Raw genomic sequence first — 14,813 nt, 5'->3', positions numbered from 1 at the left:
CGGTGGGATGCTCTACTCCTTTGCGTTCAAGAGGTCGGCCCTGGTGAAGATCGAACGCAACGCGTATCCGGCTTCGGCCAGGTTTTCCTTCCCGCCTTCCTGCCGGTCGAGAACCGCCAGAACGGCCACGATATCAAGGCCGGCCTCGCGTACCCGCTCGCAGGCTTTGATAAGTGTTCCGCCGGTGGTGACCACGTCTTCGAGCATGGCGACCTTGTCGCCGGGACGAAAGTTGGTCAACCCCTCAAGAAATTGGTTGGTGCCGTGTCCCTTGGACTGCTTGCGGACAATAAATCCGGGCAAGGGCCGGTTGCGCGTGTAGGAAACCACGGTGACGGCGCTGACCAAGGGATCGGCCCCCAGGGTCATGCCGCCCACGCCCGTCACGTCCACGCCGTCGAGCATGTCGCAAAAGAGATTGCCCAGAAGATAGGCGCCTTCGGGCCAAAGAGCGGTGGGTTTGCAGTCGAAATAGTAATCGGCCTTGCGACCGGAGGTAAGAATGAACTCCCCCTCGCGGTAGGACTTTTCCAGGATGAGCTTCGCCAATCTGGTCTTCACGATCCGAAAACCCTTTTCAATATCATGTCTTCATATTTCAAGAAATTGGCCGGATCGAAGAGGCTTTCCAACGCTTTGGGACCAAGCGCCGCACTCATGGCGCTATCATGGCGCACGGCTTCGGGAAAGTTCTTTTTTTGCGTCCAGCAGTCCATGGCGATGCGCTGCACGGCCTCGTAGGCCTTTTGCCGCTCCATGCCGCCTTCGATCAGGGCCAGAAGCACGGCCTGGGAAAAGAAGAGACCGTATGAACTCCAGAGGTTGCGCTCCATGTTCTCCGGGATGACCCGCAACCCGGAAAGCAGACCGGCCAACCGGGACAGCATGTAGTCGGCCAGGATGGTGGAGTCGGGCATGATCACCCGTTCGACCGAGGAGTGGGAGATGTCGCGTTCGTGCCAAAGGGCCTGGTTTTCCATGGCTGCAAGGGCGTTGGAGCGCAGGAGGCGGGAAAGTCCGGTCAGATTTTCGGCCGAGATGGGATTTTTCTTGTGCGGCATGGCCGAGGACCCTTTCTGGCCCTTGCCGAAGCCTTCTTCCACCTCGAGCACCTCGGTGCGCTGAAGATGGCGCAGTTCCAGGCACAGGCGTTCCACCCCGCCGCCCATGACGCCCAGGGCGGTGAAAAATTCGGCGTAGCGATCGCGCTGCACGATCTGGGTGGAAATGGGATCGGCGGTCAGGCCCAAGAGGGCGCAGGCCCGACTTTCGATTTCCGGCGGCACGTAGGCGTAGGTGCCCACCGCTCCGGAAATCTTGCCCACGGCCGCGTTTTCCACGGCCCGAGCCACGCGCTGGCGGTGACGGGAAAACTCGGCGTAAAAACCGGCCATCTTGAGGCCGAACGAGGTGGGTTCGGCATGCACGCCGTGGGTGCGCCCCATGCAGAGCCGGCCCCTGTTGTCCTGGGCCATCCGCTTGAGCACGTCGAGCAGCTTGTCGAGTCCGGCCAGCACCATTTCGCCCGAGCGCTTGAGCAAAACGCCGTTGGCAGTGTCCACGATGTCGGAAGACGTACACCCCAAGTGGATGAACCGGGCCGAGGGTCCGACGAATTCTTCGACGTTTGTGAGAAAGGCGATGACGTCGTGGCGTGTGCGCTCCTCGTGTTCGAGTATGCGCGTGACATCGATATCGGCCTTTTGTCGGATACTCTCCATATCGGCCTGGGGGATTTCTCCCAGGGCGTGCCAGGCCTCGCACACGGCGAGTTCGACCTCGAGCCAGACCCGAAAACGATTTTCCAGGCTCCAAAGCCTGCCCATTTCCGGGCGGGTGTAGCGTTCTATCATGGGTGTGTCGCTTACGTGGCCCGAGGGCCGGGCTTGAAAACAAGCAAGGCAGCCGAAGCTGCCTTGCCGGTCGGATTAATTGGAGCAGCCTCCGCCGCTACAGGACGTGGAACACGCAGCGGAAGCGGTGGCGGACTCGGTCTGGCTCGATTCGGACGTGCTTTGAGCGGGTTTGGAATACAAATCGCTATACCAACCGCCGCCTTTGAGCACAAACGACGTGTTGGACATGATCCGCTCGGACTTTCCTCCGCAGACCGGACAAGGCACTTGGCGCTCGGTGAAATCCTTCTGCCACTCCTCGAAAGTCTGCTGACACTCCTGACAGCGGTATTCGTAGATGGGCATCATGAACCTCCTTGCCACAAGCCGAATGGCTTAGGAAATAAGCAGTGTGCCGAATATTGTCAAATCTTAGGACTTCTTGGCCGCCTTCGCTTCGCGGATACGGTCTTTGAGGCGTTCCTGGCGACGTTTGCGGCGACGGTCGAGTTCCTTCTTGCGTTCGTGCTTCTTGTGGCTCATTGCGTTTCTCCTAGCATGTGGCGTAAAAAGTCCGCATAGACAAAACAGGCTTGTCTGTCCAGTCTTTTCGGTCCAGGAATCGCCGGCTGGGTGTGTCCCCCAGGACACGCGCGCCCCTGATTCCCATGGAGAACATCCCGAAAATCCTGGTTTTCTCAGGACGCGGCGCTAGTACGAGGGAATCTTGTCCTGGGCCTCGGTGAGGAAAAATTCTCCCTTTTCGAGCTTGGACTTGAGATCCTGGGCTATTTCCAAAGACGCCGAATAGCTGGTCACGGGCACGGATTTGACCGTCTCGCCGTTCACCGTAATCTGGCCGCTCTTGAGCTCCTCGAACGTCACGTAGCCAAGGATGCGGTCGATGCCGTTGGGGTAGTCGTGCCCGTAATCGCGCACGGCCACGGTGATGTCGGCGTCGCTGACTCCCGTGTAAAAGGCCATTTCCTCGTCGAGAATGGGAATGGGAATGCCCAGGCCCACGGCCATGGAGCAGCCGTAGCCCAGGATGGAAACTCCACGGATCCACTTGGCGCTCATGCCCTTGAGATCGCCCTTGAGCATGAGCGTGCCCGAAGCCACCTCGGGAACTCCCCGGGCGTTCCTGGGCGGCCTGGGATTGTGTTGCGTTCCGGCCCCGATCACCCAACCGGTGCCGCCTCCCAGCCAAATGCGCGTCCCCAGACCGATGGTGCGAAGGAACGGATCGTTAAGAAGAGGCGAAATCTGTCCCGCCGTGGCGTAGTTGGCGTTCTTGCAATTGGGGCGCAGGGGACCCATGTAGGTGTAGATGATTCGGCTGGTGAGGTTCACCGCCACGTTGTAGTTCTGGTAGCAGTTGCGGGGATTGATGAGCTCGGCGTTGCGCAACTGGGCCAGGGTCACGTCCTTTTCCAGCGACCGGCGGGGATAACAATCCGTGCCGTAGGCCAGGGCCTTGAGGCGCACGGCCTTGCCCCGCAGCAGGTCCTCGATGACGTGGCCTCCGCCGTACTTGAACCGGCCGGGATAGACCTTGTTCAGGGGATCGTCCACGCTGGGCTCGGTGCAGCCCATGTAGGCGTCCACGGCGGCCAGGCCGGCCATGCAGGGAACGTTGTTGAGCCACACCTGCGACGCCTTCATGACCGGCGGCTCCTGTCCGAAGTTGAACAGCAACCCCGACGAGCACATGGGCGAAAACGTCCCCGTGGTCACCACGTCCACTTCCTTGGCGGCCGCGGTCTTGCCCATCTTTTTCACGGCTTCCACCATCTCCTCGGCGGTGAGGATGACGGCCTTGCCCTTGGAAAGGCGCTCGTTGATCTCGCGAATGGTCTTTTTCACAGGTGCGGACATGTCTCTTCCCCTTGGCGCTTGAAAAAAGCGGCGTAACGTTGGCCCAAATCCGTCCGCTTGGCAAGCTCGGGCACCCCCGTTGCCACCTCTCGGGTGGATTTGGTATGTACGGGGAAGAGGAAAAAAGACTGAAAAATCAGGCAAAGGGACCATTTGTGAACAAAACGTTCCCTCCTGCGAACTCCGCTCCTCAAATAACTTTGTTCGGGGTCAGGCCCAGCGAACCTCTTCAGACACCGGGAGACTGTTTTTTGGAGATGAAGGGTCTGGGGAGAACTCTTTTTTGTCCACACAAGGGGTTTTTCCCCGGTCGCCTGTTCCTTCTTTTCCGCTTCACTTTCTTACCCATCTTCCAGAGGTCTTGTGCTGCACGCGTCTTTGCGCCGACATCTCTTGCAATCGTTTAGCGAGGAAGAACTTTCCCGCTGGTACGACGGCCTGGTCATCACAGAGGGCACGTATCCGTTGGAAATCTCCGTGGAGTTTCCCCATCCCTTGTTCGCGCAATGGTTCGAGGAAAACGTCAAGGAAGCCTTCGAGCGCCATGCCGGACTGTTTTTCGGCCCAGGCCATGTGTTGCGCTACAGAACACCTGCTGGACGCAACATTCAAATGGCGTCGTCTTTTTCCGAGTTTTTTCACAGCTCGGTGGATTTTCCTTTCGGACACGAATTCACCTTCGAAAGTTTTTTTACCAATCAAAAAAATTTGTTCGCATTGGCATCGGTCCGCGACGCGGCCAAAAGTCGCGAAGTGAAATTCAATCCCCTGGTGCTGACCGGTGAAGCCGGCACGGGCAAGTCGCACCTCTTGCGCTCCATGGCCAACGAGCTTTCCAAGCGCCACGACCAAAGCGTCTTGTTTCTGGGCAACGTGGACGACCTGGCCGAACTCTCGGCCGCACTGCCACGCGACGTCCCCATGGCCCTGCGCACGCACATGTCCGGCTACAAATTCTTTTTTCTGGATGACTTGCAGCATCTCGCTTCGTATCCGGGCCTGGGGAGGATGGTGCTGATCCTGTTCAACATGTTCCATGATCTCAAGCGCCTCATGGTATTTACGGCCAACCAGAAGCCGGCGGACATGGACTTTTTGCCCGAAGCCTTGCGCACGCGCCTGGATTGGGGGCTGTCGGTTCCGCTTTCGCGTCCGGATTTGGACGTGCGACTCAAGTACACGCAAAGCCACTGCCAACGAAAAAAAATTGGCCTTACCAAGGCCCAGATGCTCACCTTGGCCCAGAATCACGCGGATTTTAGAACCCTTACCGGAGTATTGAACAAATTCCAGGCCTACAGGGAGCTTCTCAAGCGTGATATTTCCGATTCCATCTTCGAAAATATCCTCGGTCACGAAACCGCCAGCGAAGCGCCCCGCCTGAGCCCGGAAGATATTATCCGCCTGGTCGCGGAGCAGTTCGAACTGGATGTTTCCGATCTAGTAGGCAACCGCAGGCACAAGGAGGTGGTCGCCGCCCGCCAAGTGGCCATGCTGCTGTGTCGAGAGATCCTGGCCCTGTCCTATCCGGCCCTGGGCAAACTGTTTGGCGGCAAGGACCACAGCACTGTCCTGTACGCCATTCGAAAAGTTCAAGAAATGCAACTGGATAATCCGGTTATGAAAGAAAAGGTGGCAAGCTTGCGCAAAATGTTGGCCAAAGCGAACACTGGCGAAGGCTCATGACGGAGCAAGACGCGCAAGTGTCACTTGCCGATCAAAACCGCATTCGCAAAAAATATAAGGATTCAAGCTTGTTCTTTGTTTTTGGCACAAGAAGCACCCCCCTATTATTCCGACAACCTTTTTCTCTTTTCAAATCCTGTTTTAAGATTGAAGCTGTCGCTTCGAACGGGAAGTCCCTCGTTTTGAAAATGGGCATTGGCTAATCCATAAAGGGTTCCAATGCTTGATGATTGTCCCATTGGCATTCGTGAGCACCGGGCAGGAAGGGCTTTCTTTTTCGCTGATTTTCCGTATGATGTCTCGTGCCGCGCCGATCTCTACTCCCCTGACCAAGCACGCTTATGCATTCCTAAGGAGACGACCATGTTCGTGAAGGTCACCCGTGAAGACATCATCGAAGGCCTGCAAAAATCGGCCAATATCATTCCTGCCAAGACGGGAGCGGCCTTCTTGCGCACCATCTGGTTGCAGGCCGAAAACGGCTCCTTGCGCATCATGTCCACCGACTCCAGCCTGGAATTCGTCGGCAAGTATCGGGCCGAAGTGGTGGAAAACGGTTTGGTGGGTGTTCAAGGCCGGTCGTTTTTCGATCTCGTGCGCAAGCTGCCTAAAGGCGAAATCCACCTCAAGCTCGATCCGGAGAGCCAAAATCTCTTGGTGCACCAGGGGGCGCGCCGCTACAAGCTTCCTACCAGCGAAAAAAGCTGGTTCCAGGATTTTGCCGCTTTTCCCGCCCAAGGCCACGTCATGTGGTCCGGCGATTTTCTCAACGAACTCATCGACCGGGTGTTCTTTTGCATTTCCGACGAAGACACCATGGAAGCCATGGCCTGCATGTATTTCAAACCCGTGGACGAACGCGTGGAAGTCTGCGGACTCAATGGCCATCAATTCGCCATGGCTTCGTTTTTGAACGACGACATCAAGGGAATCATGCCGCCCGAAGGCATTCTCATTCAGAAAAAATACGTGCTCGAACTCAAGAAATGGCTCACCGCCGACGAGATCGAACTGGCCATCAGCCAGAAGCGTCTTTTCTTTCGCACCCAGGACCAGAGTGAAACCTTCAGCTTGCCGTTGTCCTATTTTCAGTATCCCGACTACAAAAATTTCGTGAGCAAGCTTTCCGTGACCGGAGTTTCGGACCTCACGGTGGAAAAAATGGCCCTGGCCGAAGCGCTCGACCGCATCGCCATCTTCAATACCGACAACAACCGGTGCACCTATTTCCTTTTCGACGATCCCGCCCAGCTCATGTTGCAGAGCCAGGGCCAGGAGACCGGAGCGGCCACGGAGTCGCTGGAGTCGACCTTCACCGGCGATCTGAAAAAGATCGCTTTTCCCACCAAGGACCTTCTGGAAATTCTCGGTCACTACCATTCGTCCAATGTGCGCTTTTCCTTGACCGGCTCCGAAGGACCTTGCGGTATAACCGGGGAGGACGACACGGACTATCTCGTCATAATCATGCCGATGAAGATCGTCGAGGAGACGTATTACAGCGAGGAAGCTTCCGCATGACGCCAAACGAGCAGTCTCAAAGCTACAACGCCAACTCCATCACCGTTCTCGAAGGACTTTCGGCGGTACGAAAACGTCCCGCCATGTATATCGGCTCCACCGATGTGCGCGGGTTGCATCATCTTGTCTACGAAGTCGTGGACAACTCCATCGACGAAGCCATGGCCGGCTATTGCGACCGCATCCGGGTGGTGATCCATCTGGACAACTCGGTCACCGTGGCCGACAACGGGCGCGGCATTCCCGTGGACATGCATCCCAAGGAGCACCGTCCCGCCGTCGAAGTGGTCATGACCGTGCTGCACGCCGGCGGCAAGTTCGACAACAACGCCTACAAGGTGTCGGGCGGATTGCACGGCGTAGGCGTTTCCTGCGTCAACGCCCTTTCCGAATACCTGGAAGTAACCATCAAACGCGGCGGATCGCGCTACCAGCAGCGCTACGAACGCGGCGCGCCCGTGACCCCGGTCAAACTCCTGGGCGAGGCCGAGGGAACCGGCACCACCGTACGCTTTCTTCCCGATGACCAGATATTCGAGACCGCGGATTTCGTACACGAAACCCTGGCTAAACGGTTCGAGGAATTGGCCTACCTGAACAAGGGGTTGTCCATTGAATTTCGCGACGAGCGCACCCAGGAGGAGCAGGTCTTCCACTTCGAGGGGGGAATCCGCCAGTTCGTGACCGACCTCAATTCCGGGTCCATGGGCATTCACGAACTCATCGCCGGTTCGGGACAGGTGGACACCACCATCGTGGACTTCGCCCTGCAGTACAACGCCGGCTACAAGGAAGATGTCCTGACCTTCGTCAACAACATCCGCACCAAGGAAGGCGGCACGCATCTGGCCGGATTCAAGACCGCGCTGACCCGGGCGATCAACGTCTATATCGAGAAATCCGGTCTCATCAAGAAACTCAAGCAGAAGCTGACCGGCGACGACGTGCGCGAAGGCCTGACCGCGGTCTTGAGCGTGAAGATTTCCCAGCCCCAGTTCGAAGGCCAGACCAAGACCAAGCTCGGCAATTCCGAAGTGGCGGGGCAGGTGGCCAAGATCTGCTTTGACGTTCTCAACACGTTTTTCGAAGAAAATCCCAAGGACGCCAAGCTCATCGTGGACAAGGCCGTGGACGCCGCCAGGGCCCGGGAAGCCGCGCGCAAGGCCAAGGATCTGGTTCGCCGCAAAGGCGCCCTGTCCGACAACGCGCTTCCGGGCAAGCTTGCCGACTGCCAGTCCAAGAGCCCGGAACTCTCCGAACTGTTCATCGTGGAGGGCGATTCGGCCGGCGGTTCGGCCAAGCAGGGGAGGGACCCCAAATTTCAGGCCATTTTGCCCCTGCGCGGCAAGATCCTGAACGTCGAGAAAACCCGGTTCGACCGCATGCTCGGCAACAAGGAAATTCGCGCCCTGATCACGGCCATGGGACCGAGCCCGTCCATGAACGAGGATTCGGTGGATCTTTCCCGGCTGCGCTATCACAAGATCGTCATCATGACCGACGCCGACGTGGACGGAGCGCACATCCGCACGCTTTTGCTCACGTTCTTTTTTCGTCAGTATCAGGAACTCATCGAAAGCGGCTATCTCTACATTGCCCAGCCGCCCCTGTACCGCGTGCACAAAGGGGATTTCGAGCGGTTCATCAAGGACGACAAGGAACTTTCCGATTTTCTCTTGTCTCGCGTCACACAGGACCTGAGTGTGACATCGTCCAACGGCGTGTCCTACGAAAACGCTCCCCTGCGCGAGCTTTTGGCAAAAATCGAGACCCTGCAGACGCGCTTTGCCGAAGCCCAGTCCTACGGCGTTTCCGAGACGCTTTTATGGAAGCTCTTGCGCTATCCCGATCGGTTGATTCCCGGGGACTTCGACCTGGATCCGGAAAAGATCGAAGGCATGGATCCCGACCACCTGGAAAAAGCCCTCAACGAACCCGACCATTTGCGCACGTTTCGCGACTACCTGCGTGACAGCGAGTACGACCTTTCCCTGACGCGAGAAGAAGACGATTCCGAGCATCGGCTCTTTGCGCTTTTCACCTCGCAAGGTGGTCTGCGCACCCGTTTGGGCGTCGAATTTTTCGGCTCCAAAGCCTACCGCCAGTGCTGGACCCTGTTGAGCGAACTGCGCGAAGCCTTTGGCGGCACGGCCTTCACCCTTTCCCGCAAGGACATGTCGAGCACTGTGGAAGGCGTGTTCGAACTCCTTCAGAACGTGTTGGACGAAGCCCACAAGGGGCTCAATATCCAGCGTTACAAGGGCCTGGGGGAAATGAATCCCGTCCAGTTGTGGGATACCACCATGAACCCCGAGAACCGGACCTTTCTGCGCGTGACCATCGACGACGCCGGAGAAGCCGATCGCCGTTTCACCGACCTCATGGGCGACGAAGTGGAAAAACGCCGCGAGTTCATCCAGCGTTATGGATTGGCGGTCCGCGATTTGGACATTTGATCCGTCTTTTTTCCATGACGGGCCAGTGTCCCACGGATCGCTCGCCTGACGTTCTTTGAAGCGCCTTTTTTGGAGACTACAGCGTGCTTGACCAGATCAGCATTGAGACGGAACTGAAGAAATCCTACCTGGAATATTCCATGTCCGTCATTGTGGGCAGGGCCATTCCAGATGTTCGTGACGGCCTCAAGCCCGTGCATCGGCGCATACTCTTCGCCATGCACGAGCTATCCAACACGTGGAACCGGCCGTACAAGAAGTCCGCTCGCATTGTTGGCGACGTCATCGGCAAATACCATCCGCATGGCGATTCCGCCGTGTACGACGCCCTGGTGCGCATGGCCCAGGAATTTTCCATGCGCGACCCCCTGGTCGACGGGCAGGGCAACTTCGGCTCCATAGACGGCGACGCCGCGGCGGCCATGCGTTATACCGAAGTGCGCATGTCTCGTCTGACAAGCGAGTTTTTGGGCGACATCGAGAAAGAGACCGTTGATTTTCGTCCCAACTACGACAACTCCTTGGAAGAGCCTTCGGTACTGCCCACCAAGGTGCCCAATCTGCTGGTCAACGGCAGTTCCGGCATCGCCGTGGGCATGGCCACCAATATTCCGCCCCACAACCTGGGCGAACTCTGCGACGCCCTGCTTTTTCTCATCGACAATCCGCACGCTCCCGTGGATGAGGTCATCGCCCGCGTGCCCGGACCGGATTTTCCCACCGGGGCGTCGATTTATGGCGGAGCCGGACTGGTCGAAGCCTACCGGACCGGACGCGGCACGTTCAAGATCCGGGGCAAGGTCGAGGTGGAGACGCCCAAGAAAGGCCATGAACTGGTCATCATTCGGGAAATCCCCTACGCGCTGAACAAGTCCTCCCTGGTGGAAAAAATCGCCCAGCTCATCAACGAGAAAAAGATCGACAACGTAAGCGATCTTCGCGACGAGTCCGACCGCAAGGGAATCCGTATTGTGCTGGAACTCAAGCGCGGTTCCATCCCCGACATCGTCACCAACAGCTTGTACAAATACACGCCGCTGGAGACGTCTTTCGGCATCAACATGCTGGTCGTGGCCGGCAACCGGCCCGTACTGTGCAACTTGAAGCAATTGTTGGGATATTTTCTCGAACACCGCAAGGAAGTGGTGCTTCGGCGCACACGCTTTGACTTGCGCAAGAGCGAAGAGCGCGCGCATATCCTGGAAGGTTTGCGCATCGCCCTGGACTTCATCGACGAAGTGGTGGCCATGATTCGGGCTTCCAAGACTCCCCAGGAAGCCAAGGAAAAGCTCATGGTCCGTTTCGGTCTTTCCGAAAGACAGAGCCAGGCCATCCTCGACATGCGCTTGCAGCGTCTCACCAACCTGGAACGCCAGAAGATTTTGGATGAACTCGAGGAACTCAAAAAATTGATCCTGTACCTCAAGTCCATCCTGGAAAGCGAAGAAGTGTTGCTCGGGGTCATTCGCGACGAAGTGCGCGAGCTCAAAGACAAATATGCCACCCCGCGCAAGACCGAGATCCTCGAAAGCCTGGAAGGCATTGATATCGAGGACCTCATCCCGGACGACAACGTCGTCATTACCCTCTCCAGACGCGGCTACATCAAACGCACCCCCCTGGACACCTACCAGCAGCAACGACGCGGCGGAAAGGGCATAGCCGGGGTGCACACCAGCGCCGAAGACACGATCCAGTTTTTCTGCACCACAACAAATCATCAATATCTGCTGCTTTTTACCAACCAGGGCCGGATGCATCAACTCAAGGTGCACCAGGTTCCCGAAGGCTCGCGTGTGGCCAAGGGTGTGCACATCGCCAATTTGCTGCCCATGGAAAAAGACGAGGTCGTGGCCACGGCCATCACCATTCGGGAATTCACCCCGGAACGGTTTTTTCTTTTTGTCACGCGCAAGGGCATGGTCAAACGCACGGCCATCGATCTCTACAAAAACGTGCGGGTAGGGGGCATCAAGGCCGTCAACCTGAACGACAACGACGAGTTGCTCGACGTCAAGGAAGTGCCTTCCAGCGCTGAGATCATTCTGGCCACGGAAATGGGACTGGCCATTCGCTTCAATGTGGGGGACGTGCGCCCCATGGGCCGTTCTGCCGCCGGCGTGCGCGGTATCGCGTTGCGCGGGGAAGACAGCGTCGCGTCGGGCGTCGTGATAGACGGCACATCTGAACGCTCTCAGATTCTCACAGTCGCCGGGCACGGGTTCGGAAAACGGACGGACCGGGATCACTACCGGGTTCAAAGCCGGGGTGGAAAAGGCGTCATCAACATGAAGGTCACGCAAAAAACCGGACATGTCGTGGGCGCGGTCATGGTGGCCGATAGCGATGAAATCCTTCTGCTCACTTCCGGCAACAAGGTCATCCGCTTGCGTGTGGGCGAAATTTCCAATGTGGGACGCGCCGCTCAGGGCGTGACCCTGGTTCGCATGGACGACGGCGAAAAAGTGGTGGGGTTCGATTTGGTGGACGCCACGGAAAATGCCGATGAGTCGGCCCCCCTGTAATAGGGTATGAACGTCTCCCAAAAGCTTGCCCTGCTTGCCGTGGCCGGCGTTTGCGGCACCTTGAGCCGGTATTGGCTTTCCGGCGTGGTGCAGCGTTTGGCGGGCCCGGGATTTCCCTGGGGAACCTGGTCCGTCAACATCTTCGGGTGCTTTCTGTTCGGGCTCGTGTGGGTGTTGAGCGAGGAACGTTTGTACCTGTCCTCCCAGGCGCGGGTCATCATTCTGGTAGGATTCATGGGCGCGTTCACCACCTTTTCGTCCTACATGTTCGAAACCACGGAACTCCTTCGCGGGGGAGAGTGGATCAAGGTCGCCGGAAACTTTTTCGGGCAAAATGTCGTGGGATTGCTCGCCATGATGACGGGCATGTTTGTCGGCAGGGTGCTCTGAGATGGAGTGGAGCGCCCTTGTGCGTTTGCGCATCTATCTAGGGGAACAGGACACGTTTCAGGGCGAATCCGCCTCGTTGGCCTTGGTCAAGGCGGCCCGCGCCAAAAAGCTGCATGGCGCGACCGTCATTCGGGGCGTGATGGGCTACGGCAAACACAGCCTGATTCATACCGCAAAGATTTTGCGTTTATCCGACGATCTTCCCTTGATAGTCGAAATTCTGGATGAACCCGAAGCCGTTGAATCCTTTCTTGATGATGTGTTGCTTATCGCTCCCACCTGCCTGGTCACCCGTGAGCAGGTGGAAGCGCTCTTGCCCTGATCGGTGAATACGTCTATTTGTGCTTGCGAAACGAGCCGTCAAAGCGAATTTTCATGATCAACATGGCCAGAATCATGCCCAGACTGACCGTGTTGGCCAAAATGACGGACACGGATTGAACCAGAACCCCGTAGACGATCCACAGACCGATTCCCATCGCCAAAATGGCGTACATGAGAAAGGAAATGTCACCGACGGAACGCGTTCGCATGGTTCGCAAGACTTGTGGCACATAGGCCCCCGTCGTCAGCGTACCGGCGAGAATGCCAATCGCTTCAACCCAGAATGAATCCAACAAATGACCTTCCTCCGCAACATATTGTTCTTTGAGGAAAAAACACCATGCTTGCGCACCATCTGAACTTTGCCATCCACCGGTCCACACCGGTTCATCTGGGAGTAACCGGTTCCGTCGCAGCCTACAAGTCCGCGGAAATTCTTCGCATGTTGCTGCAAGTCGGCTTGGATGTGAGCGTCACCCTGACCTCTGGCGCGGCAAAGTTTGTCAGTCCCCTGCTTTTTGAATCCCTTGGGGCAAGCGCGGTGTATACATCGCTTTGGGATACTCCGGACAGTGCCTTTGGCCATCTCGAACCGGCCCAAAAAACCAAAGCCATGCTTGTCGCTCCGGCCACTGCCAATACCTTGGCGAAGATGGCGCACGGGATCGCTGATGAAATTCTCAGCACGCAGTACCTCGCTTTCCAGGGTCCCGTGCTCGTGGCGCCAACCATGAATCCCAGGCTGTTTGAAGCGTCCGCTACGCAAGACAACCTTGCTCTTCTTCAAAAACGCGGTGTGAAAATCCTCGAACCCGAATCCGGTGAAATGGCCTGCGGCGAAACCGGAAGAGGGCGATTGCCAAATCTGGAATACATGGTCATCGAGGTTTTGCGCGCGTTGACCGTTCAGGATATGGCCGGAACCCATGTGCTCGTCACTCTTGGGCCGACCCAGGAATTTTTTGATCCGGTTCGCTATTGGACCAATCCGTCCACAGGGCTCATGGGCGCCTGCCTGGCCATGGCCGCTTGGCTGCGCGGGGCAAAGGTCAGTGTCGTCCATGGACCGGTCGATCTCTGGTTTCCCCCGGACGTTGCCCGGGTCCCCGTGGTATCCGCACGGCAAATGTATGAAGCGTGTATCGATCTTTGGCCGACCCAGGATATTGGTCTCATGAGCGCGGCCGTGTCCGATTTTTCGCCTGTTCCTTTTACGGGTGGCAAATTCAAGAAGCGCGACATTCAAGATGGCGACATGCGCGTCGCATTCACATCGAATCCCGATATCTTGCGCACGCTCGGGGAAAACAAGGCTCCCGGGCAGAAGCTTCTCGGATTTTGCGCGGAAACCGGCAACCTGGAGCACTGGGCCTCCTTCAAGCTTCAAGAAAAGCATTGCGATCTCATGGTGGCCAACTCCGTCACTGCCGAAGGATCAGGATTCGCCGTGCCGACCAACATCGTGTATGTGCTTGACGCCAAGGGACGCAACGAAACCTGGCCGACGCTTTCCAAAAGTGAAATCGGCTGGAGACTGATGGAATGGATGACGCAGCTTTTGGATTGAACGAATGCCAGCGAGTTTTTTTTTCAGCGGGTATTCGCTATATGTTTCGTCCTCCATCCGACAATATTTCACGTGAAACATTTCAAGAAGCTCGTGTTGATGATCTTCCCAAGGAATTTCGCAAGCTTCTTGAAAATACCGAGCCTGGATGTACAACATTGTGGACGTACGCCGAGCTTGGGCAGGACCTGATGGGATTGGGGTCAGCCAACCGATCACGCGTCCTGAAACAACTCATTCAAGCGTTGGCTTGGCCTAAAGGTTCGATTTGTTTTTGGCCTTTTACCCTATGGAAAGACGAGAGCCTTCTTTTTCAACCTGATATTTTTTTACTTGGTCTTCATACTCTTGTTCCTCGTGCAATTGTCTATTTCGAAAGCCAATCGGTTCAAAACAATATTTCATTCCATGAACAAATGGTATCTGTGTTGAATTTGTGTGATGTTTCCCATGTCTCATTGCCGGATTTTCATGAATTCGATCGAGCGGAACTGATTGATCCACGTGTTCTTGAGCGTCTTCAATCCCTGAAAGATTCCCTTTCATGACCCTGGCGCCATATATTTTTGAAACTTGACAGTGGGTATCCAGCATCGTACCAGCCGCCAGGGAATGTACTAACAAAAACAAA

The 14,813-nt window shown here is 56.7% G+C and carries 13 protein-coding genes; 8 read left to right on the top strand and 5 right to left on the bottom strand.

What is annotated here, in order from left to right:
- Positions 1-12: 12 nt before the first annotated feature.
- The 4 genes from pyrE to ACYQ01_RS12050 all read right to left on the bottom strand — a co-directional run bounded on the left by pyrE (position 13) and on the right by ACYQ01_RS12050 (position 3,713).
- Complete coding sequence (gene pyrE / locus ACYQ01_RS12065) at positions 13-561, bottom strand: orotate phosphoribosyltransferase (protein WP_459934114.1); 549 nt, start codon at positions 559-561, stop codon at positions 13-15.
- Complete coding sequence (gene purB / locus ACYQ01_RS12060; RefSeq protein WP_459934113.1) at positions 558-1,853, bottom strand: adenylosuccinate lyase; 1,296 nt, start codon at positions 1,851-1,853, stop codon at positions 558-560. The genes pyrE and purB overlap by 4 nt, the downstream gene beginning before the upstream one ends.
- 75 nt (positions 1,854-1,928) lie before the next feature.
- A complete protein-coding gene (locus tag ACYQ01_RS12055) occupies positions 1,929-2,204 on the bottom strand; it encodes an FmdB family zinc ribbon protein (RefSeq protein WP_459934112.1) in 276 nt (91 codons plus the stop codon).
- Between the two features lie 342 nt (positions 2,205-2,546).
- Positions 2,547-3,713: a homocysteine biosynthesis protein gene (locus ACYQ01_RS12050; RefSeq protein WP_459934111.1), complete on the bottom strand. Its 1,167-nt coding sequence runs from the start codon at positions 3,711-3,713 to the stop codon at positions 2,547-2,549.
- Between the two features lie 363 nt (positions 3,714-4,076).
- Between ACYQ01_RS12050 and ACYQ01_RS12045 the strand changes: the two genes are divergently transcribed.
- From ACYQ01_RS12045 to ACYQ01_RS12020, 6 genes are all read left to right on the top strand, one after another.
- Entirely contained in the window at positions 4,077-5,399 is a 1,323-nt protein-coding gene (locus ACYQ01_RS12045; RefSeq protein ID WP_459934110.1) for a DnaA/Hda family protein, read from the top strand.
- Between the two features lie 363 nt (positions 5,400-5,762).
- A complete protein-coding gene (gene dnaN, locus ACYQ01_RS12040; RefSeq protein ID WP_459934109.1) occupies positions 5,763-6,920 on the top strand; it encodes a DNA polymerase III subunit beta in 1,158 nt (385 codons plus the stop codon).
- Positions 6,917-9,376 (top strand): DNA topoisomerase (ATP-hydrolyzing) subunit B, encoded by a 2,460-nt coding sequence (gene gyrB, locus ACYQ01_RS12035; protein ID WP_459934108.1) that lies wholly within the window; start codon positions 6,917-6,919, stop codon positions 9,374-9,376. The genes dnaN and gyrB overlap by 4 nt, the downstream gene beginning before the upstream one ends.
- Before the next feature lie 83 nt (positions 9,377-9,459).
- A complete protein-coding gene (gene gyrA / locus ACYQ01_RS12030; protein ID WP_459934107.1) occupies positions 9,460-11,901 on the top strand; it encodes a DNA gyrase subunit A in 2,442 nt (813 codons plus the stop codon).
- A 6-nt stretch (positions 11,902-11,907) separates the two neighbouring features.
- Positions 11,908-12,291 carry a fluoride efflux transporter CrcB gene (crcB, locus tag ACYQ01_RS12025; RefSeq protein WP_459934106.1) on the top strand — a complete coding sequence of 128 codons (384 nt, stop codon included), beginning with the start codon at positions 11,908-11,910 and terminating at the stop codon, positions 12,289-12,291.
- 19 nt (positions 12,292-12,310) lie between these two features.
- Positions 12,311-12,613, top strand: coding sequence for a DUF190 domain-containing protein (locus tag ACYQ01_RS12020; RefSeq protein WP_459934105.1), 303 nt, complete (start codon positions 12,311-12,313; stop codon positions 12,611-12,613).
- Positions 12,614-12,626: 13 nt separating this feature from the next.
- Here the strand turns inward: ACYQ01_RS12020 and ACYQ01_RS12015 are convergent, their stop codons facing one another.
- Positions 12,627-12,998, bottom strand: a complete 372-nt coding sequence (locus ACYQ01_RS12015) for a SemiSWEET family sugar transporter (protein ID WP_459934104.1) — start codon at positions 12,996-12,998, stop codon at positions 12,627-12,629.
- Between ACYQ01_RS12015 and coaBC the strand changes: the two genes are divergently transcribed.
- The gene (coaBC, locus tag ACYQ01_RS12010) at positions 12,956-14,182 is read left to right on the top strand and encodes a bifunctional phosphopantothenoylcysteine decarboxylase/phosphopantothenate--cysteine ligase CoaBC (RefSeq protein ID WP_459934103.1); all 1,227 of its coding nucleotides are present in this window, start codon (positions 12,956-12,958) and stop codon (positions 14,180-14,182) included. The two genes, ACYQ01_RS12015 and coaBC, sit on opposite strands and share 43 nt — an antisense overlap.
- Positions 14,158-14,730, top strand: coding sequence for a hypothetical protein (locus ACYQ01_RS12005; protein WP_459934102.1), 573 nt, complete (start codon positions 14,158-14,160; stop codon positions 14,728-14,730). The genes coaBC and ACYQ01_RS12005 overlap by 25 nt, the downstream gene beginning before the upstream one ends.
- Positions 14,731-14,813: the final 83 nt, after the last annotated feature.

The organism is Fundidesulfovibrio butyratiphilus (genome assembly GCF_054657235.1).
This window is presented reverse-complemented; position numbering and strand designations above follow the sequence as displayed.

What these genes read in the sequence shown, in the direction of transcription:
- purB (WP_459934113.1), bottom strand. Translation starts at nt 1,853, where the DNA reads ATGATAGAACGCTACACCCGCCCGGAAATGGGCAGGCTTTGGAGCCTG.
- ACYQ01_RS12055 (WP_459934112.1), bottom strand. Translation starts at nt 2,204, where the DNA reads ATGATGCCCATCTACGAATACCGCTGTCAGGAGTGTCAGCAGACTTTC.
- ACYQ01_RS12050 (WP_459934111.1), bottom strand. Translation starts at nt 3,713, where the DNA reads ATGTCCGCACCTGTGAAAAAGACCATTCGCGAGATCAACGAGCGCCTT.
- dnaN (WP_459934109.1), top strand. Translation starts at nt 5,763, where the DNA reads ATGTTCGTGAAGGTCACCCGTGAAGACATCATCGAAGGCCTGCAAAAA.
- gyrB (WP_459934108.1), top strand. Translation starts at nt 6,917, where the DNA reads ATGACGCCAAACGAGCAGTCTCAAAGCTACAACGCCAACTCCATCACC.
- crcB (WP_459934106.1), top strand. Translation starts at nt 11,908, where the DNA reads ATGAACGTCTCCCAAAAGCTTGCCCTGCTTGCCGTGGCCGGCGTTTGC.
- coaBC (WP_459934103.1), top strand. Translation starts at nt 12,956, where the DNA reads ATGCTTGCGCACCATCTGAACTTTGCCATCCACCGGTCCACACCGGTT.
- ACYQ01_RS12005 (WP_459934102.1), top strand. Translation starts at nt 14,158, where the DNA reads ATGGATGACGCAGCTTTTGGATTGAACGAATGCCAGCGAGTTTTTTTT.